Origin of the sequence: Mesorhizobium sp. M2D.F.Ca.ET.226.01.1.1, from assembly GCF_004022705.2 — a bacterium.
Lineage (GTDB): Bacteria > Pseudomonadota > Alphaproteobacteria > Rhizobiales > Rhizobiaceae > Mesorhizobium.
In genome coordinates this window covers 234,193-249,129 of the sequence record NZ_RZOY02000008.1, presented here as the reverse complement: position 1 = coordinate 249,129, position 14,937 = coordinate 234,193, and the positions used below count along the sequence as shown (strand labels likewise).

At 62.7% G+C, this 14,937-nt stretch carries 15 protein-coding genes and 1 pseudogene; 8 read left to right on the top strand and 8 right to left on the bottom strand.

Annotation, left to right across the window (positions count from 1 at the left end; translation table 11 throughout):
* Positions 1-150 precede the first annotated feature (150 nt).
* A complete protein-coding gene (locus EN869_RS20095) occupies positions 151-1,683 on the top strand; it encodes a DHA2 family efflux MFS transporter permease subunit (protein ID WP_127227350.1) in 1,533 nt (510 codons plus the stop codon).
* Between the two features lie 34 nt (positions 1,684-1,717).
* On the opposite strand, the gene EN869_RS20090 is transcribed toward EN869_RS20095, so the two are convergent.
* Entirely contained in the window at positions 1,718-2,218 is a 501-nt protein-coding gene (locus tag EN869_RS20090; RefSeq protein WP_127227351.1) for a CAP domain-containing protein, read from the bottom strand.
* 169 nt (positions 2,219-2,387) lie between these two features.
* On the opposite strand from EN869_RS20090, the gene EN869_RS20085 reads away from it, so the two are divergent.
* Positions 2,388-3,212 carry a DUF2189 domain-containing protein gene (locus tag EN869_RS20085; protein WP_127227352.1) on the top strand — a complete coding sequence of 275 codons (825 nt, stop codon included), beginning with the start codon at positions 2,388-2,390 and terminating at the stop codon, positions 3,210-3,212.
* A gap of 214 nt (positions 3,213-3,426) precedes the next feature.
* Here the strand turns inward: EN869_RS20085 and EN869_RS20080 are convergent.
* A pseudogene (locus EN869_RS20080) lies at positions 3,427-3,567 on the bottom strand (LysE family translocator); the annotation flags it as partial.
* A gap of 882 nt (positions 3,568-4,449) precedes the next feature.
* Positions 4,450-4,689: a hypothetical protein gene (locus EN869_RS20075; protein ID WP_127227353.1), complete on the bottom strand. Its 240-nt coding sequence runs from the start codon at positions 4,687-4,689 to the stop codon at positions 4,450-4,452.
* A gap of 64 nt (positions 4,690-4,753) precedes the next feature.
* Between EN869_RS20075 and EN869_RS20070 the strand changes: the two genes are divergently transcribed.
* Both EN869_RS20070 and EN869_RS34475 read left to right on the top strand, forming a co-directional pair.
* Positions 4,754-5,044: a hypothetical protein gene (locus tag EN869_RS20070; RefSeq protein ID WP_127227354.1), complete on the top strand. Its 291-nt coding sequence runs from the start codon at positions 4,754-4,756 to the stop codon at positions 5,042-5,044.
* Positions 5,045-5,719: 675 nt separating this feature from the next.
* Positions 5,720-5,881 carry a hypothetical protein gene (locus EN869_RS34475; protein WP_167498617.1) on the top strand — a complete coding sequence of 54 codons (162 nt, stop codon included), beginning with the start codon at positions 5,720-5,722 and terminating at the stop codon, positions 5,879-5,881.
* Positions 5,882-6,233: 352 nt separating this feature from the next.
* Here EN869_RS34475 and EN869_RS35520 read toward each other — a convergent pair whose 3' ends face one another.
* Positions 6,234-6,356, bottom strand: coding sequence for a hypothetical protein (locus tag EN869_RS35520; protein WP_281015723.1), 123 nt, complete (start codon positions 6,354-6,356; stop codon positions 6,234-6,236).
* A gap of 760 nt (positions 6,357-7,116) precedes the next feature.
* Here EN869_RS35520 and EN869_RS20065 point away from each other — a divergent pair.
* Positions 7,117-7,308, top strand: coding sequence for a hypothetical protein (locus EN869_RS20065; protein ID WP_127227355.1), 192 nt, complete (start codon positions 7,117-7,119; stop codon positions 7,306-7,308).
* A 17-nt stretch (positions 7,309-7,325) separates the two neighbouring features.
* Positions 7,326-7,469 carry a hypothetical protein gene (locus EN869_RS34470; protein ID WP_167498618.1) on the top strand — a complete coding sequence of 48 codons (144 nt, stop codon included), beginning with the start codon at positions 7,326-7,328 and terminating at the stop codon, positions 7,467-7,469.
* A gap of 32 nt (positions 7,470-7,501) precedes the next feature.
* On the opposite strand, the gene EN869_RS20060 is transcribed toward EN869_RS34470, so the two are convergent.
* The 3 genes from EN869_RS20060 to EN869_RS20050 all read right to left on the bottom strand — a co-directional run bounded on the left by EN869_RS20060 (position 7,502) and on the right by EN869_RS20050 (position 12,207).
* Positions 7,502-7,717, bottom strand: coding sequence for a hypothetical protein (locus EN869_RS20060; protein WP_127394975.1), 216 nt, complete (start codon positions 7,715-7,717; stop codon positions 7,502-7,504).
* 377 nt (positions 7,718-8,094) lie between these two features.
* Entirely contained in the window at positions 8,095-10,068 is a 1,974-nt protein-coding gene (locus EN869_RS20055) for a pilus assembly protein (protein ID WP_167498619.1), read from the bottom strand.
* 201 nt (positions 10,069-10,269) lie between these two features.
* Entirely contained in the window at positions 10,270-12,207 is a 1,938-nt protein-coding gene (locus tag EN869_RS20050; protein WP_127227358.1) for a pilus assembly protein, read from the bottom strand.
* A gap of 284 nt (positions 12,208-12,491) precedes the next feature.
* Here EN869_RS20050 and EN869_RS20045 point away from each other — a divergent pair, with 284 nt between their 5' ends.
* Together EN869_RS20045 and EN869_RS20040 are read left to right on the top strand one after the other, a co-directional pair.
* Entirely contained in the window at positions 12,492-13,352 is an 861-nt protein-coding gene (locus EN869_RS20045) for a TIGR01459 family HAD-type hydrolase (RefSeq protein WP_127227359.1), read from the top strand.
* 32 nt (positions 13,353-13,384) lie between these two features.
* On the top strand, positions 13,385-14,368 hold the full coding sequence (locus EN869_RS20040) for a bifunctional riboflavin kinase/FAD synthetase (protein WP_127227360.1): 984 nt from the start codon (positions 13,385-13,387) through the stop codon (positions 14,366-14,368).
* Between the two features lie 13 nt (positions 14,369-14,381).
* Here the strand turns inward: EN869_RS20040 and EN869_RS20035 are convergent, their stop codons facing one another.
* Positions 14,382-14,936 (bottom strand): HdeD family acid-resistance protein, encoded by a 555-nt coding sequence (locus tag EN869_RS20035; protein WP_127227361.1) that lies wholly within the window; start codon positions 14,934-14,936, stop codon positions 14,382-14,384.
* Position 14,937: the final 1 nt, after the last annotated feature.

Sequence of the window (14,937 nt, the reverse complement as noted above, 5' to 3'; positions counted from 1 at the left end):
GGCAGGCATCCGCTCCAGCAGAGACTTTAGGTCGATGTAACCCCCACATCGATAGTCGCGTCCCACCGCGATGAGGGTCTCTCAACGGAAGGCATTGCCGCCCGGAAACCCAGTGTACATTTTTTTGTTACCTGCTGGAAGTTCAGCATCATGAGCACGCCCGAACCTTTCAAGGAAGTGCCGCATCGCGGGCTGATCACCGTCGCGCTGATGCTGGCGACGATCATGCAGGCGCTCGACACCACGATCGCCAATGTCGCGCTGCCGACCATGACGGGCGACCTCGGCGCGTCGCCCGACAACATCAACTGGGTGCTGACCTCCTATATCGTGGCGGCGGCGATCATGACGCCGGTCACCGGCTGGCTCGCCGACCGGCTCGGCCGCAAGGAGCTGTTCCTCGCCTCCGTCGTCGGCTTCACCATCTTCTCCATGCTCTGCGGCCTTGCTTGGAGTCTCGAGACGATCGTGCTCTTCCGTCTGCTGCAGGGCGTGTTCGGCGCGGCCATCGTGCCGCTGTCGCAGACCTTCCTGCTCGACATCAACCCGAAGGAGCGCCATGGCCAGGCGATGGCGATCTGGGGCGCCGGCATCATGCTTGGCCCGATCCTGGGCCCGACGCTGGGCGGCTGGCTGACGGAAAACTTCAACTGGCGCTGGGTGTTCTTCATCAACCTGCCGGTCGGCATTTTGGCCTTTCTCGGCATGGCCGCCTATCTGCCAGTCATCCCAAAGCGCCTGCGCGGCTTCGATTTCTTCGGCTTCGCCATGATCTCGCTCGGGGTCGGCGCGCTGCAGCTCCTGCTCGATCGCGGCGGCGAGGTCGACTGGTTCAACTCGGCTGAGATCTGGATCGAGCTCGCTCTGTCGCTCACCGGCTTCTGGGTGTTCACCATCCACACGGTGACATCAGAGCATCCCTTCATCGATCCAAAGATATTCCTCGACCGCAATTTCGTGACCGGCCTGGGGTTCATCTTCGTCATGGGCGTGCTGATCCTGGCCTCGATGTCGCTCTTGCCGCCGATGCTGGCCAACATCTTCGGCTATCCGACCGTGACGATCGGTGTCGTGCTGGGTCCGCGCGGCATCGGCACGATGATCTCGATGCTGGTGGTCGGCCGCATCATGCACAGGTTCGATGCGAGGATCCTCGTCGCCATCGGCTTCCTGCTGACGGCGCAGTCGCTCTACACCATGGCAAGCTTCACGCCGCAGATGGACAATTGGCTGATCCTCACCTCGGGCGTCATCCAGGGTCTCGGCATGGGCATGGTGTTCGTGCCACTGTCGACGGTCGCCTTCGCCACGCTCGACGCGCGCTACCGCACGGACGCCACCGCGCTGTTCAGCCTGGTGCGCAATCTCGGCTCCTCGATCGGCGTGTCGGTGGTGGCGGCGCTGATGGTGCGCAACACGCAGATCAACCACACCGAGTTGTCGGCCTTCATCAACCCCTACAATCCCAACCTGTGGGCCGCTTCGCGGGCGGCCGCCAGTGGAGACCCCTCGGCCCTTTCGCAGGTCGACCGCGCGGTGAACGCCCAGTCGATGATGATTTCCTACATCAACGACTTCAAGATCCTGATGGTCATGACGCTGGCCGCGATCCCCTTCGTCATCCTGCTGCGCAAGCCTAAGGCGGCGCCTGCCGGTGGGGCGCCGGCGGCGCATATGGACTGATCGGCTTGCCCGATTCTGGGCCGCTCCAGCGGCACTATCTGCCCAGCACCAGCGCCCAGTAGCGCAGCGCCGGATCGCGGCCGTCGCGCACATAGGCGAGGCCGAAGCGGCTGAAATCCGGATCGAGCATGTTGCGGCGGTGGCCGTCGGAGTGCATCCAGATGTCGAACAGTTTTTGCTGGTCGAAGCGGCCTTCGGCGATGTTTTCAGCCGCCGCGCCCCTAACGCCATTGTCCTTCATGCGCGAGGCGAAATCCTTGCCCCAGCCGGTGGTGTGGCTCATGCGTTCGCGCGACGCCATGTAGCCGGCCTGCTGGAGCGCGGCCTGTTCGAGCTGCGCATCAGGGGTCAGCGCCGGCAGTCCAGCCGATGTGCGGATCGTGCTCAAGGTGCTCGTGGCGGAAGACGAAGCGCCGGCGCCTTCGCCGGTCGGCACCGTGACGGTGCTGCAGGCGGCGATGCCGGCAAGCGCTGCCAGGCCTGCGGCCTTGAACAATGTGCGGCGGTTGAGGAGGGCGATGGTGGAGATGCTCATGCGGCCTCTGATACCGGCGATCATGGCTTTTGCCGGGCAACCCATGAAAATCGGGTGAAGCGGCGACTTTTCCCGGAAGATCGGTTATCATCCCGGCGTTCTTGAAAGTGGCAGCCACGGGCGGCCACCCAGGCGGTGACCGACCCCCGGACAACAACGGAGGACGGTGATGGCCGGTTTTCATGTCATGACGGACGCGTACGGCGCGCATGTGCAGCCCACGGTGCGCCACATCTCGACCGCGGACCTTTGGGACGCGCTGAAGCTCGGCGCCGAGGATTTCTGGGCCAAGCCTTCGCATTACGTGTTCCTGTGCCTGATCTATCCGATCGTCGGCCTGATCCTGACGCAATGGAGCTCCGGTTCGAACGCCATCCAGCTCGTCTATCCGCTGATGTCCGGCTTCGCGCTGATCGGCCCGTTCGCGGCGATCGGCCTCTACGAGATCAGCCGCCGACGCGAGCTTGGCATGAGCAGCCGCTGGCACCATGCGCTGGACGTGCGCCATTCGCCGGCGCTGCCGTCGATCGCCGTCATCGGCATCCTGCTCTTCGCGCTGTTCCTTTTGTGGCTATTCACCGCGCAGTCGCTCTACACCAGCCTGTTCGGCGCCGAGCCGCCCGCCTCGGTCGGCGCTTTCGTGCGTGACGTGCTGACGACCGGCAAGGGCTGGACGCTGATCCTCGTCGGCAACGCCGTCGGTTTCGTTTTCGCCGTTGTCGTTTTAGGCACCACCGTCGTCGCCTTCCCGCTGCTGCTCGACCGCGATGTCGGCGCCGTCTCGGCGATTGAGACATCGGCCCGCGCGGTGATGGCCAACCCGCTGACGATGGCGCTCTGGGGCCTGACGGTCGCCATGTTGCTGGTGGTCGGTTCGATCCCGCTGTTTGCCGGGCTCGCAGTCGTCATGCCGATCCTCGGCCACGCGACCTGGCACCTCTACCGCAAGGTGGTCGAGCCGGAGCAGATCCGGCCCGTCCGCCGTCCGAGGTAGGGGTGGGCCCGTAGGGTGCGTTGAGATTCAGGTCAGGTCAGGCCGAGTCGAGAGTGGTGGCTTCCGAGGACCGGCCTACGCCGGCCGTAGCCTTTATAGGGCGGAGACCCTTATGAGGGCTTCGGCCGGCGAAGGCCGGAGCGGAGCGTACTTGAAGTACGTGAGCACCGGAAGCGCAGGAAGCCGCCGTTCGCAGGCCGGCCTCACCTGAATATCAACGCAACCTATCTTGCGCCTCGGTCGCCATCTTGAGTGCCAGCGCCGTCAGCACCGTGCCCATCATCCAGCGCCGGACGACCAGCCAGAACGGCCGTCCGGCGAGGAAAGCCGCGATCGAACCGGCGGTCACCGCGATCCGCAAAATTTGTCCTGGTAACTAAGGTAATGTAAGGGCGCGGGGCTAGTTTCTGTCTGCCCAGGTAGGCCCGTTGCCGTAGCGGCAACGGACCTATGCCCCAACGCACCCCACCAGCATTCTGCGCCTCCGCGCTTTGATACGCCATAACCTGAGCCGGCGACTGAAGTCGCAAACATCAAAGGCATTGGTCCCAACACTGACAGCGAACCACGCATCATCCTCGGTTCGCAGGTTAGGGTATTTTAGCAATCGCTGATATGATGTCTCAGGCCGGTTGACTCACAACGGCCGGCTTAGGCCCGACGGTTATCCATCAACGCTACCCAACGGAACCGCCGGGCCGCTCTTGGCCTACCGATTCCGGCCTACTTCCAACGAATGCGTGCCGATCATCTCGGCAGAGGCGTATCTTTACGCGAGCCGGTGCCATCCGAGAGTCCTCGCCGGTTAGGCCCGGCGCTTGCTGGCCGTCCCCGCCAGCCAGCCGGGCCACTCCCGGACTCCGTCGTCGACTGCGGATGTACCAGCGGCGACGGAGCTGGCCTTATGAGCAAGGCGCTCAGCCCTTCCGCTGCTGCTTCGCAGCGTCCTCCGTTTGCACGACGGAAGGTTGAGTGATTGCAGCTATAAATTGCTGCAGCCGGTGCCGTGCCATGTATCTAGTCCGTGCCCCCGCCGGTCAGGCCCGGCTCGCGGAGCCTACCCCGCTCCGCGCCGGGCCGCCGCCAGTGCGCGTTTTCCTGTCGCCGCCACCGTGCGCCCTTGGGGGCCAGGCGCCCTTCGCTCCGCCGCTTGTCCTACGCCGCCCTTGCCTCGATCGCACTCTGGCGGCTTCCTTTGTCAGCGCCATGCACTGCAGAGCCCTTGAGGTCGCCGAGTTCATTCCAGAAGATGGTTGGCCTGCTCGCTTGTGGCTGACGAAGCCGAACCCCGCAACTGCTCAAGATGAGCGACGTGCTCTTCCTGCGCCTTTTGGAACTTGCGCAAGAACTTCCGCGCTTCACCTGTGGGGTGACCGTCCTGCGCCAGCCTGTCGATCAGGGCTCGTTGGCGCGCGATGATCGCTTCGCCTTCCCGAACATGGCGCTCTGCCATTTCCAGCTGGGTCTCGCGCAGCATTTGGCCACCCTCAATTGGTCAAAACCTGCCTGTTATTTTGTCACCGACATATCTGATTTCAAGCGTGTCCTGGTCGCGAAGGCTCTCCGCGTTTCTGTATGCCGGAGGAACAGCGAGCGGCATCAAATCGTTCTTTGAAATGAGCCTCGATGATGACCTTGAGATGACGAAACGGCACGTCGAGATCGGCGAGCGGACCCTGATGCGACAGCATGACATCATCGCCGAGATGCAACGCAAAGGGCTGTCTTCCGACGACGCCCTAAGGTTCCTGCATTTGCTGGAAGATATCCAGTCGCTGCACCGAGAGCACCTATCCAGGCTGCTGCGACAAGCGTCTGACAAACCGACATAGCGAGGGCCGCCAGCGCGCGTTTTCCCCGGCCGCTGTCCTACGCCGCCCTTCCCTCGATCGCCCTCCGGCCAAGGAACCACAGTCACCTCTTCTCGTTGTTGGAAATGCTTCTCCACGAGCACATCAGCATGGCGCGACGCCACGTTCTGGCTGGCGAGGGACATGTCGTCCGTCAGCATGAACGAATAGCCCGACTGCGGTCTAACAATCTCCCGACAGTGGACGCATTGAAGTTCCTGGATTTGTTGGAACAAGTTCACGCCTTCCAGCGGAAACACCTATCGCAGTTGTTGTCGAAATTGGACCTGTCAGGATCTGTACATTCGCCAGCGCCAAGGAAGGTGATGCAGGGTCCGGCCGACGACGTGTTCTCGATTTCTGATCCAATCGTCCGGCTTGCGCTACAGCTTCAGAACGAAATCAGATTGAGGGGGCTGAAAGCTAAGCCTCCGAAGAGCACGCTTCACTAGCTGCCTATCTCGCTATCATACCTCGGCATCCGGCTCCCTCTGGCGCCGGCCTGCGGCCTGAATTTGGGCAAGCAGGCGGCCTGGGCGGCAATGCAGACCCCGTTGAGTGCATCCTGCTGCGCCCTCGCGCTTGTAGACCTCGGGCAGGGGTTGCCAATCCTTTGGCTTCAGCTTCATGCACCACTTTCGCCGCGCGGTAGCCCCAATGGCCGATCCCGACGAGATCGCTGCCGACATTGAGCTTCGGGAAGTTCAACATCCGGGCTTGTCGATTACGTCCTCGCCGTCGCCGTCTTTCCATGGCGTGAAGCCCTTGCCGGGCCGGTTGGTCAACTCGTCATCGCGCATGGCGGCGGATGATGCATAAGCCGCGACTTATTCGCAAGCTGTACCGTTGTAGGACGGGAATGCTGGCATCGGCCTTGCAAGGCAGGATTGCCGGGTTGATCTCCGGCAGCTCGTCGGGCTTGAGGCTGTAGTTGGGGGCCTCGCCCGGCGAGTTCCTTGCGAAACCGGTGGAAAAGGCATAAAAATGTATATTAATGCAAGGATGCTAATTTAGCCTCTACGTTAGCCGACTCTCCGCACCGAGTCGGTTAGGCCCGGCGGTTCAAACTCAACGCCCCCAACGCGGAACTGTCGGGCCACTGCTACGGACACGGCGTCCACCCCTTCCGCTGCTCGGCGTCATCGCATGGTTGGTGAACTGCAGGTTCCGATCATTGATCAGCCCCCAATGCGAGCCGCTCTATCAACTCGGCGACGTCGAGAACGGCGCGGCGCGTGCACTGAAAGATATTTTTGCCAAGGGTGTCTTCAACGAACGGATATTTATTGCCCATGGCGATCTCCAAAGAGGTCGCCCCATCCGAGTTCGAAATAAGGCCTCGGGTGCGCCTGCCAAGGGGCTTACGCGATCGCACCATGTCGATCGCAGATGTTTTAGCTACCTTGCATATGCGACGGAACCCCCAGGACCGCCCAGGCCGGTGCCCGCTTAGGCAATCTCCAAGAGAGAGGCGCCGGCCACCCTTAGCCCGCCGCTAGGTGTGGGGGCACACCAGCGGCGGGCTATCGGGCACTATTCAGGATTGGATTGAAAGAGCCCGCCCGTCATGGGGCCAGACGGGCTCTTTATCGGGCCTCCCTGTTGGACCCGCGTTGCCAGTGTGGGCCTGGTTGCGAGACACCCCACCCGACGCGGCGCGCGCTGGAGGGCGCAGCCCGCGCCGACTGATAAGTCAACCTTACCCATAGCCGGATGTTCCCGCAGGCCGCAGCCAGACTCAATGTTATGGGCTAAGCCCTAGCGCAGATGCCCCCTCAGCACTGCGGCTTTCATTCTGGAACGGGTATATGAGAAGCCCGCCGCCGGGCGGGTAACCAAGGCGGCGGGCTTTTGCTTGGGTGTTAGTGCCAGGCGGCCTCTACGGGGGACGATAACCGCCTGTGTCGATAACGAGAAGATTGGCGTTCGGTTCCAAAGACGAAACACTGTCTGTGCGGCTAGTGACGAGCCACGTTCCGCCCAAGAGGAACCGCTCTGGGCCGGAACAAGGCTTCGCGATCATCGTTGGTCGGTGATCGAACGGAGCGCCATGCATGAAAAGCTATGTGGTGGAGATCATGGATGGGGAAGCAGTGGCCGGCCAGCAGATAGCGATAGCGGAAACACCCGTAGACGCAGCGAGACTGGTGACTGGTCGAGAGGTCCACGAGAGGGGGGATGAAATGGAATGGGTTCGGGTGACGGATGAAGCGGACGCTGCCGTGTCTTGGTTCGCCTTCAAATGATCTGGCGGACGTCATCAGTGCCGCACCAAGGCGCCGACGACGGCCAGCGCAGCAATGAGGGCGGTCGCGCCCGCGCTCTGGCGCTCCGCCTGGCTGAAAGCCTCGCTACCGGCCTCGCTATCGGTGTGGGCTTCGCCATCGTCCACGCGATCGCCGGGTAAGCACCGACCTTAGGTCGCGCCGATATGCGCCGTCATGTCGGCGGGAATGCAGCCGCAGCCACGCTTGCACCGCTGAGCGAGCATGTCGATGTGACCGTGCTAAATGCATGCGCATGGATGCCGCGCATGCTGGGAAACGCCGGGGTGTCGTTGAAATCTTCGATTACATTGTCGAGCGTACCGGCTGTAGAAGCGCCATTCGCAGCGACGACGAGCGCAACGCCGTCAGTCGGTACGGTGATCGTCACGGCGTCGGTTCCCCCTTGGGTGTCCGAGGCCGTGATCGATCCGCCGGTCATTTGGTAAACGGCATAGGTGAGGCTCGCGGTCGAGCTAGACCAGCTTATGTCAACGGTGGCCGTCGTTTGGCCCGATATAGGCGAACCTGAGCCGCTGTCTACAGCCCAGATTTCAGCATTGATGACCGAGTCCGAATTGGCGGAGCGGACGATGCGGCTGCATGCCTGCCCGCCCACGGTGACACTGCCGGCCTGTCAGCCAATCTATGCACGGTCGAACGTGGGTTGAAATGGATCACAACAAGGTCGGCGTCCCGTCACACCCCCCTCTGTCCTGCCGGACATCTCCCCCGCAAGGGGGGAGATTGGCAGCTCCCGCGCTGGCCCTAACCAACGACCCGCAGGTTCGACAATTCGTTCGCGATTTCCTTGAAATTGTCCGACAGCGTCGCCCCCGTCGCGTTCCAGAACAGCTTGGCCGGTTTGCTGGGATCCGTCGGGTCCTTGCGGAAGCGGGAGTCGGAGGAGCAGGCCTTCAGCGCGGCCATCGCTTTCTGATCGCTCGAGCTGGTCGACGACATGTCGAGCGCCACTGTCATCACCATGATATTGGCCGCCTTGGCGTTGTCGCACAATTTCGCCATCTGCTCGTTCATTGCCGCGGTGTAGTTGCTCGACGAATAGTTGAACTGGCCGATGGCATTCGACGTGCCGCCGAACAGGCGGGTGACCGAGGTGCCGTTATAGCCGACACCGGTGTAGCCATAGGCGGCATAGGTCGATTTGTTGCCGGCCGGGTCGGAACTGACCGTCGAATAGGTGTTCTCGCCGTCGGTGAGCACGATGACCACCTTGTCGTTGCCGCGCTCGGTTTCCGGACGCCCCTCGGTGAAGGGCGGGGCGCTCGACACGGTGCGCCAGCCCCAGGCCATGCCTTCGGGCACATTGGTGTTGCCGTTTGGCTGCATAAGGTCGATCGCCGCCTTGATGGCGGCCAGCCCATCCGTCTGTGTGACATCGGTGAGCGGCGTGATCGGCGTCGTCGTGCAGCTGTAATTGGGACCCGCGCCCGAACTGAGGGTCGGAGCATCGATTGGCCGCGGCTGAAAATATTTGGCCATGTTCGATTGCCTGGCCTTGCCGGTCGTGCTCGACGGATCGTCGTTCCACCAGCTGTTGGCGGCGCCGTAGGTCGTGGGGTTCGGCTCGAGAGGGTTTTGAGTAACCTTCCAGTGATTGCCGGGTTCGTCCGGCGCGAACATCGGCACGAACATGGTCGCGGGATCGCCGACACCGATACCTGTGTTGTTCGGGCCGCCAGAGGCCGGTGTGTCGTCGACATTGTAAGGGTAGGGGCGGACCTCGACACAGCCCTGCCAACTGGCAAACGGTCCGTAGGTGTCGTTGTAATCATATTCCGTATGGCTGTGCGAACAGGTGTGGTTCGAACGATATGTGTCGCAGACGGTGCGCGCGCTGCCGACGATGCGCTCGTGGCTGGTCACCACCTTCATGTCTTGGTAGAGCTCAAAGCGGCTGAGAACCTGGTTTTCGTCGTCGCCCCAGCCGGTACCTTTCTTGTACCAGATGCCATTGATCTTCTGGGCATACTTGTCGGGGGCATTAAGCGTCGACCAGTCGAAATTCTCATTGGCGATCGGTGACAGGCCATAGACGTCCATCCAGGAGGCGTTGTCGTTGTCCGACCCCACATTGACCGAGGCCGCGAAGGGCACGAGGCTGAACTGCACCGGCTTGTCGATCTGCTTGATCTGCGCCGCCTGCTGCGCCAGCGTGTCGACAAGCTGCTTGGCGGCCTGCTTGAGCAGGTCGATGCGCTTTTGTCCCGAGCCGGTGCCGGGCGTCGTCATCGAGCCCGAATTGTCGAGCACCATCGCCACTTCCAGCGTGTTCTTCAGCCGCACCTGGGAGTCCATGCCGAGCTTGATCGGCTTGTTCGCATCGACCGTGGATGTACCGACGAGCAGCGAGGACGATGGATAGAAATAAGGATGGTAGTTCAGCGTCGCGCTCATCTTAAGCAGGCCGCCGCCAGCCTGGTTGGTGGGCAGCGTGATGTTGAGCGCTACGTTGGCGGGGTCGATATTGTTGAGGTTGGCGTTGAAGAAGTCGACGGCGTAAGCTCTGATCTGATCGTCCGTGGCGCCTTCGGCAAGCCGCCGCGCCGCGGCGAAATTGGCGGCGTCGAGCGCGTTCAGCACCATCTGCTTCTGGCGGTTGAGCTCGCTGAAATCGACGGCCACCGCCACCGCTCCCATCAGCGGCACCATGGCGACTGCGGTCATGAGGGCGTAGTTGCCGCGGCGGTCACGACAGAATTGATGCCAGAATTTGCGCATTGTTGTTGAAGCGGCCCCCCGCCGGCGGATTCTCTATCGGGCCACATTTCCACAAAACGCTGAAGGACCGGTTTGGCAAACCGGTCGATTGCTTAACGGCGGCTTCACCAACCGCTAACCAAACCGATTGCCGCGGCACCCCCGTACGAATGAAAAACGCCCGCCTCGCGGGCGGGCGTCGTCGACGGTTTGTCGTGCCGCTCAGCTGACGATGCGCAGGTTCGACAGTTCGTTGCCGATCGCCTTGAAGTCGTCCGACAGGGTCGCGCCGGTCGAATTCCAGAACAGCTTCGCCGGCTTGGTCGGGTCGGTCGGATCCTTGCGGTAGCGCGAGTCCGACGAGCAGGTCTTCAGAGCCGCCATCTGCGCCGCCTCGGCAGTGTTGGTGGAGTCGAGATCGAGCGCGATGGTCATGACGATGATGTTGGCGGCCTTCGCGTTGTCGCACAACGTGGCCAAATGCTCGCTCATCGCTTTGGTGTAGTTTGCGTTCGAATAATCGGTCTTGCTGACGCTTGAGCTGGTGCCAAGGAACGGCCGGCCATAAGTGTATGTGCTCCCGAACGGCTTCGTCTGGCTGCTCGAGCCGTTGCCGTAGGCAAGGTATCCCAGGGAGGAATAGATGGCCTTGTTGCCGGAAAGGTCATTGCCACCCTGGTTCCAGTTCGTGCCTGAATAGCTTTGCGCGGTCACCGACGTCGGCGTGTAATAGGTGTTGGCGCCGTCGGTGAGAACGATCACCACCTTGTCATTTCCCTTCTCGGTCTCCGGGCGGCCTTCGGTAAAGGGCGGGGTGCTGGAGAGCGTGCGCCAGCCCCAGGCCATGCCTTCCGGCACATTGGTGGCGCCGACATCGACCATGGCGTCGATCGCGTTTTTGACCGTGGTGGCGCCGGCCGAGGTGGAGACATCGGTCAGCGGCGTGATGGCGGTCGTGCTGCAACTGGTGTTCGGCCCGGCATTGGAGCCGTAGGCAGGGGTGACCTTGTTGCCGTAGTTGAAATATTTCGGCATGTATTTCTGGCGCGTCGGATCGTCGGTGCTGGACGTCACGTCGAGATGCCAGTTGTTGTTTGCCGGCCGGGAATAGTTATCCGTACGATCGGTTTCGTCGGGCGCGAACATCGGCACGAACAGCGTCGCCGGTGTCGAGGTCGAGGCGGCCGTATCCTGGATATTGTAGGGATACGGGCGCGATTCCACGCAACCGCTCCAGCTTGCGATCGGGGCGTAAACTATGTTCGAGGAGCAGGAGCCGTTCGAGGTGGTGCACGACGAAATGCGCTGCATCCATTTGTAAAGCGAGAACCGCGTCAGCGGCTTGTCCTTCTGAGTCGGATCCCAGTCCGTGCCGCGCGCATACCAGATGCTGCCGACCTTCTCGACGTATCTCTGCGGCCAGGGGGAGTTGCCCTGCGTCATCGTCGTCCAGTCGAAATTCTCGTGCTGGATGGGCGAGATGCCGTCCTGATCCATCCAGCTAGCTGTTGAGTTGCTCGAGCCGATATTGATCGAGGCGGCGAACGGAACCAGGCTGAACTGAACCGGCTTGGACACCTGTTTCATCAATTGCGCTTGTCCCGACAGCTGATCGACAAGCTGCTTGGCGGCGCTCTTCAAGAGGTCGAACCGCACCTGGTTCGAGCCGTGACCGAGTTCGGTCATTGAGCCCGAATTGTCGAGCACCAGCGACACTTCCAGCGTGTTCTTGAGCCGGATCTCGGACCTTGCCGAGAAGTTGAGGTTCGTCTGGCCGGCCGTTCCGCCGAGCAACGCGACCGCGGCCGGCAGGAAATACGGCTTGTAGGTCATCGCTGCTTCGAGAACCAGCGTGCCGCCGCCCGCATTGTTGTTCGGCAAGGTGACCGTCAGCGTCGTGTTCGCCGGAAGGACGTGCCTGAGATTGGCCTCGAAGAATGTCTTGGCATAGGCTTTGGCATCGGCATCGGTGGCGCCGCCGACGATCTGCTGTGCCGTCGCGATGCCCGCGGCATCGAGCGCGTTCAGCGTCTCCTGCCTCTCCCGCACCAGCTCGGTATAGTCGACTGCCAAGGCCACGCCGCCCATCAGCGGTATCATCGTGATGGCCGTCATCAAGGCATAATTGCCACGTCTGTCGCGAAAAAAATCGAGGATCATTGCGCATACCCCCCGCCAAGGATCCATGTTGATATACGACCATGGTCGTAGTTGAGATGCTACCATGGTCAAAAATCGTTAAATTTCAGCTTGCGCGAAACAATCAAGAACGCACCGCCTCTTTGACCGGGCATTAACCCTGTGCGGCGACGGTCCGCCCAGGGCCGATGCCCGTTGCCTGTTCGCGCTTGAGGGAAAGCTGGTGACAGGATGAGGCGCTTCGGCTATGCGGGGCGCTGCGGCCTTCAGCGCGACGCCTTCAAGATCAAAACCAGGGACACGGCATGGCGGATTCGCCTGACATCATCGCTTCGCTCGACGATCTGGCGGGGCGCTACGCCGCCATCCTGTGCGACGTATGGGGCGTCGTGCACAATGGCGAATGGCATTTTCCGGCCGCAGCTGCCGCGCTTGCACGGGCGCGCGCCGCCAACGTGCCTGTCGTGCTGATCACCAATTCGCCGCGTCGTAGCGCCGATGTCGTCGCCCAGATGAAAGTCATCGGCGTTCCCGCCGATGCCTGCGACCGGGTCGTCACGTCCGGCGACGTGACGCGCGACCTGATCGCCGAGGGACCGAGGAAGATCTTCCATATCGGCCCAGAGCGCGATTTCACCCTTTATGACGGGCTCGACGTCGAGCTCGTCGAGGAGTTCGAGGCCTCGGCTATCGTCTGCACGGGGCTCTATGACGACGAGGTGGAGAAGCCCGCCGACTATGCCGATTTGCTGCAGCGGCTGCGCGCCCGCAATCTGCCGTTCATCTGCGCCAATCCGGATATTCTGGTGGAGCGCGGCGAGCGTACCATCTGGTGCGCCGGCGCGCTCGCGCGCGATTACGCGCAACTGGGCGGCCGCACGCTGATCGCCGGCAAGCCTTTCGCGCCGATCTACGATGTCGCCATGAAGGAGGTCGCAGGCCTGCTTGGCCGCGCTGTTGAGCGCAGCGAGGTTCTGGCCATCGGCGACGGCATGATGACCGATGTCAAAGGCGCGGCCGACAACGGCTTCGACGTGCTCTATGTCTCGGGCGGCATCCATGCCCGCGACTATGGCGATCCGCTGCGGCCGGATCCCGAAAGGCTGGCGGGCTTCCTCGAAAAGCACGGCTACCGGCCGGTCGCCGTCATTGCGCGTCTGCAATAGATTGATCATCTGGCCATGACGGGCATCTCGACATGACGCAAGCCTTCGAACGTCTTTCCACGGTCACGCCGCTGCCCGCGCATCTGCGCGGCGGCGTCGTCGCGATCGGCAATTTCGACGGCGTCCATCGCGGCCACCAGTCCGTGCTGGACCGCGCCCTGGCCGAGGCCAGCCGCACCGGTGTGCCCGCTCTGGTGCTTACCTTCGAGCCGCATCCGCGCAAGGTGTTCCGGCCGCAGGTGCCGCTCTTCGTGCTGACGCCGCCGCCGATGAAGGCGCGGCTGCTCGCCGGACTTGGCTTTGCTGCTTTGGTCGAGCAGCCGTTCACGCGCGAATTTGCCTCGCTCTCGGCCGAGGCTTTCGTGACCGACGTGCTGGAAAAGAAACTCGGTATCAGCCATGCAGTCACCGGTTTCGACTTTCACTTCGGCAAGGACCGCCAGGGCGGCCCGGCCTTTCTGATGGCGGCGGGCGAACGGCACGGCTTCGGCGTGACCCTGGTCGACGCCTTCCGCGACGAGGGCGCAGAGGTGGTCTCCTCGAGCCGCATCCGGGAACTGCTTGCCGAGGGCAAGGTGGAGGAGGCCGCCGGCCTGCTCGGCTACCGCTTCACCGTCGAGGCCGCAGTGATCGGCGGCCAGCAGCTTGGGCGCACCCTCGGTTTTCCGACCGCCAACATGCGGCTTTCGCCGGAGGCGGCCTTGAAGGAAGGCATTTACGCCGTCCGCTTCCGCCGCGCCGACGGCACCCTTCACGACGGCGTCGCCAGCTTCGGCCGCCGCCCGACCGTCGAAGACAATGGCGCGCCGCTGCTCGAGACCCATGTCTTCGATTTTTCCGGCGATCTCTACGGCGAGACCTGCGAGGTGTCGTTCTTCGGTTTCCTGCGCCCGGAACTCAAATTCGAAGGCCTCGACGCGCTGGTGGCGCAGATCAGGCAGGACGAAGCCGAGGCGAGGGCGCTGCTGGCGGGTGTGCGCCCGCTGTCGCAGCTGGACGCCGCGATCGCGTTCTGATCGCCTGCTGCGTCTACCGCTTCAGCGCCAGCCCGATGGCGATGAAGCTCCAGCCCTGGAACACCAGGTCGATCGCCAGGAATATGCCCAGCACCCAGAGGCTGTTCACCGGCCAGCCCATAGCGATCATCAGGCCGAGCAGAATGGTGATGATGCCGGCCGCGAGCAGCCATCCCCAGCCTTGCTCGGGCCGGTGGTTGAAGGCCACCCAGGATCTGAGCAGCCCGGAGGCGACAAGCGCGATGGCCAGCAGCAAGGTGAGCACCGCCGAGGCGAGCAGCGGATTGTCGAAGGCGAAGAAGCCGGCGACCGCATAGAGGAGGCCGCTCAGCAACCAGTAGAAGAACCGCCCCCAGGTCCTCACGCCGAAGGCATGGACGATCTCGATGGCGCCGGCCATCAGCATCAGCCAGCCGACCACATAGACCGAGGCTACCGTGGCGATGAACAGATTGCCGAAGGCGATGCCGCCGAAGATCAGCAGCAGCACGCCGAGCGCCACGAACCATCCCCATTTGTCCCGCGTCCGGCCGATTGCGTCTTTCAGCGCGTCACCTTGCAAGGTCATG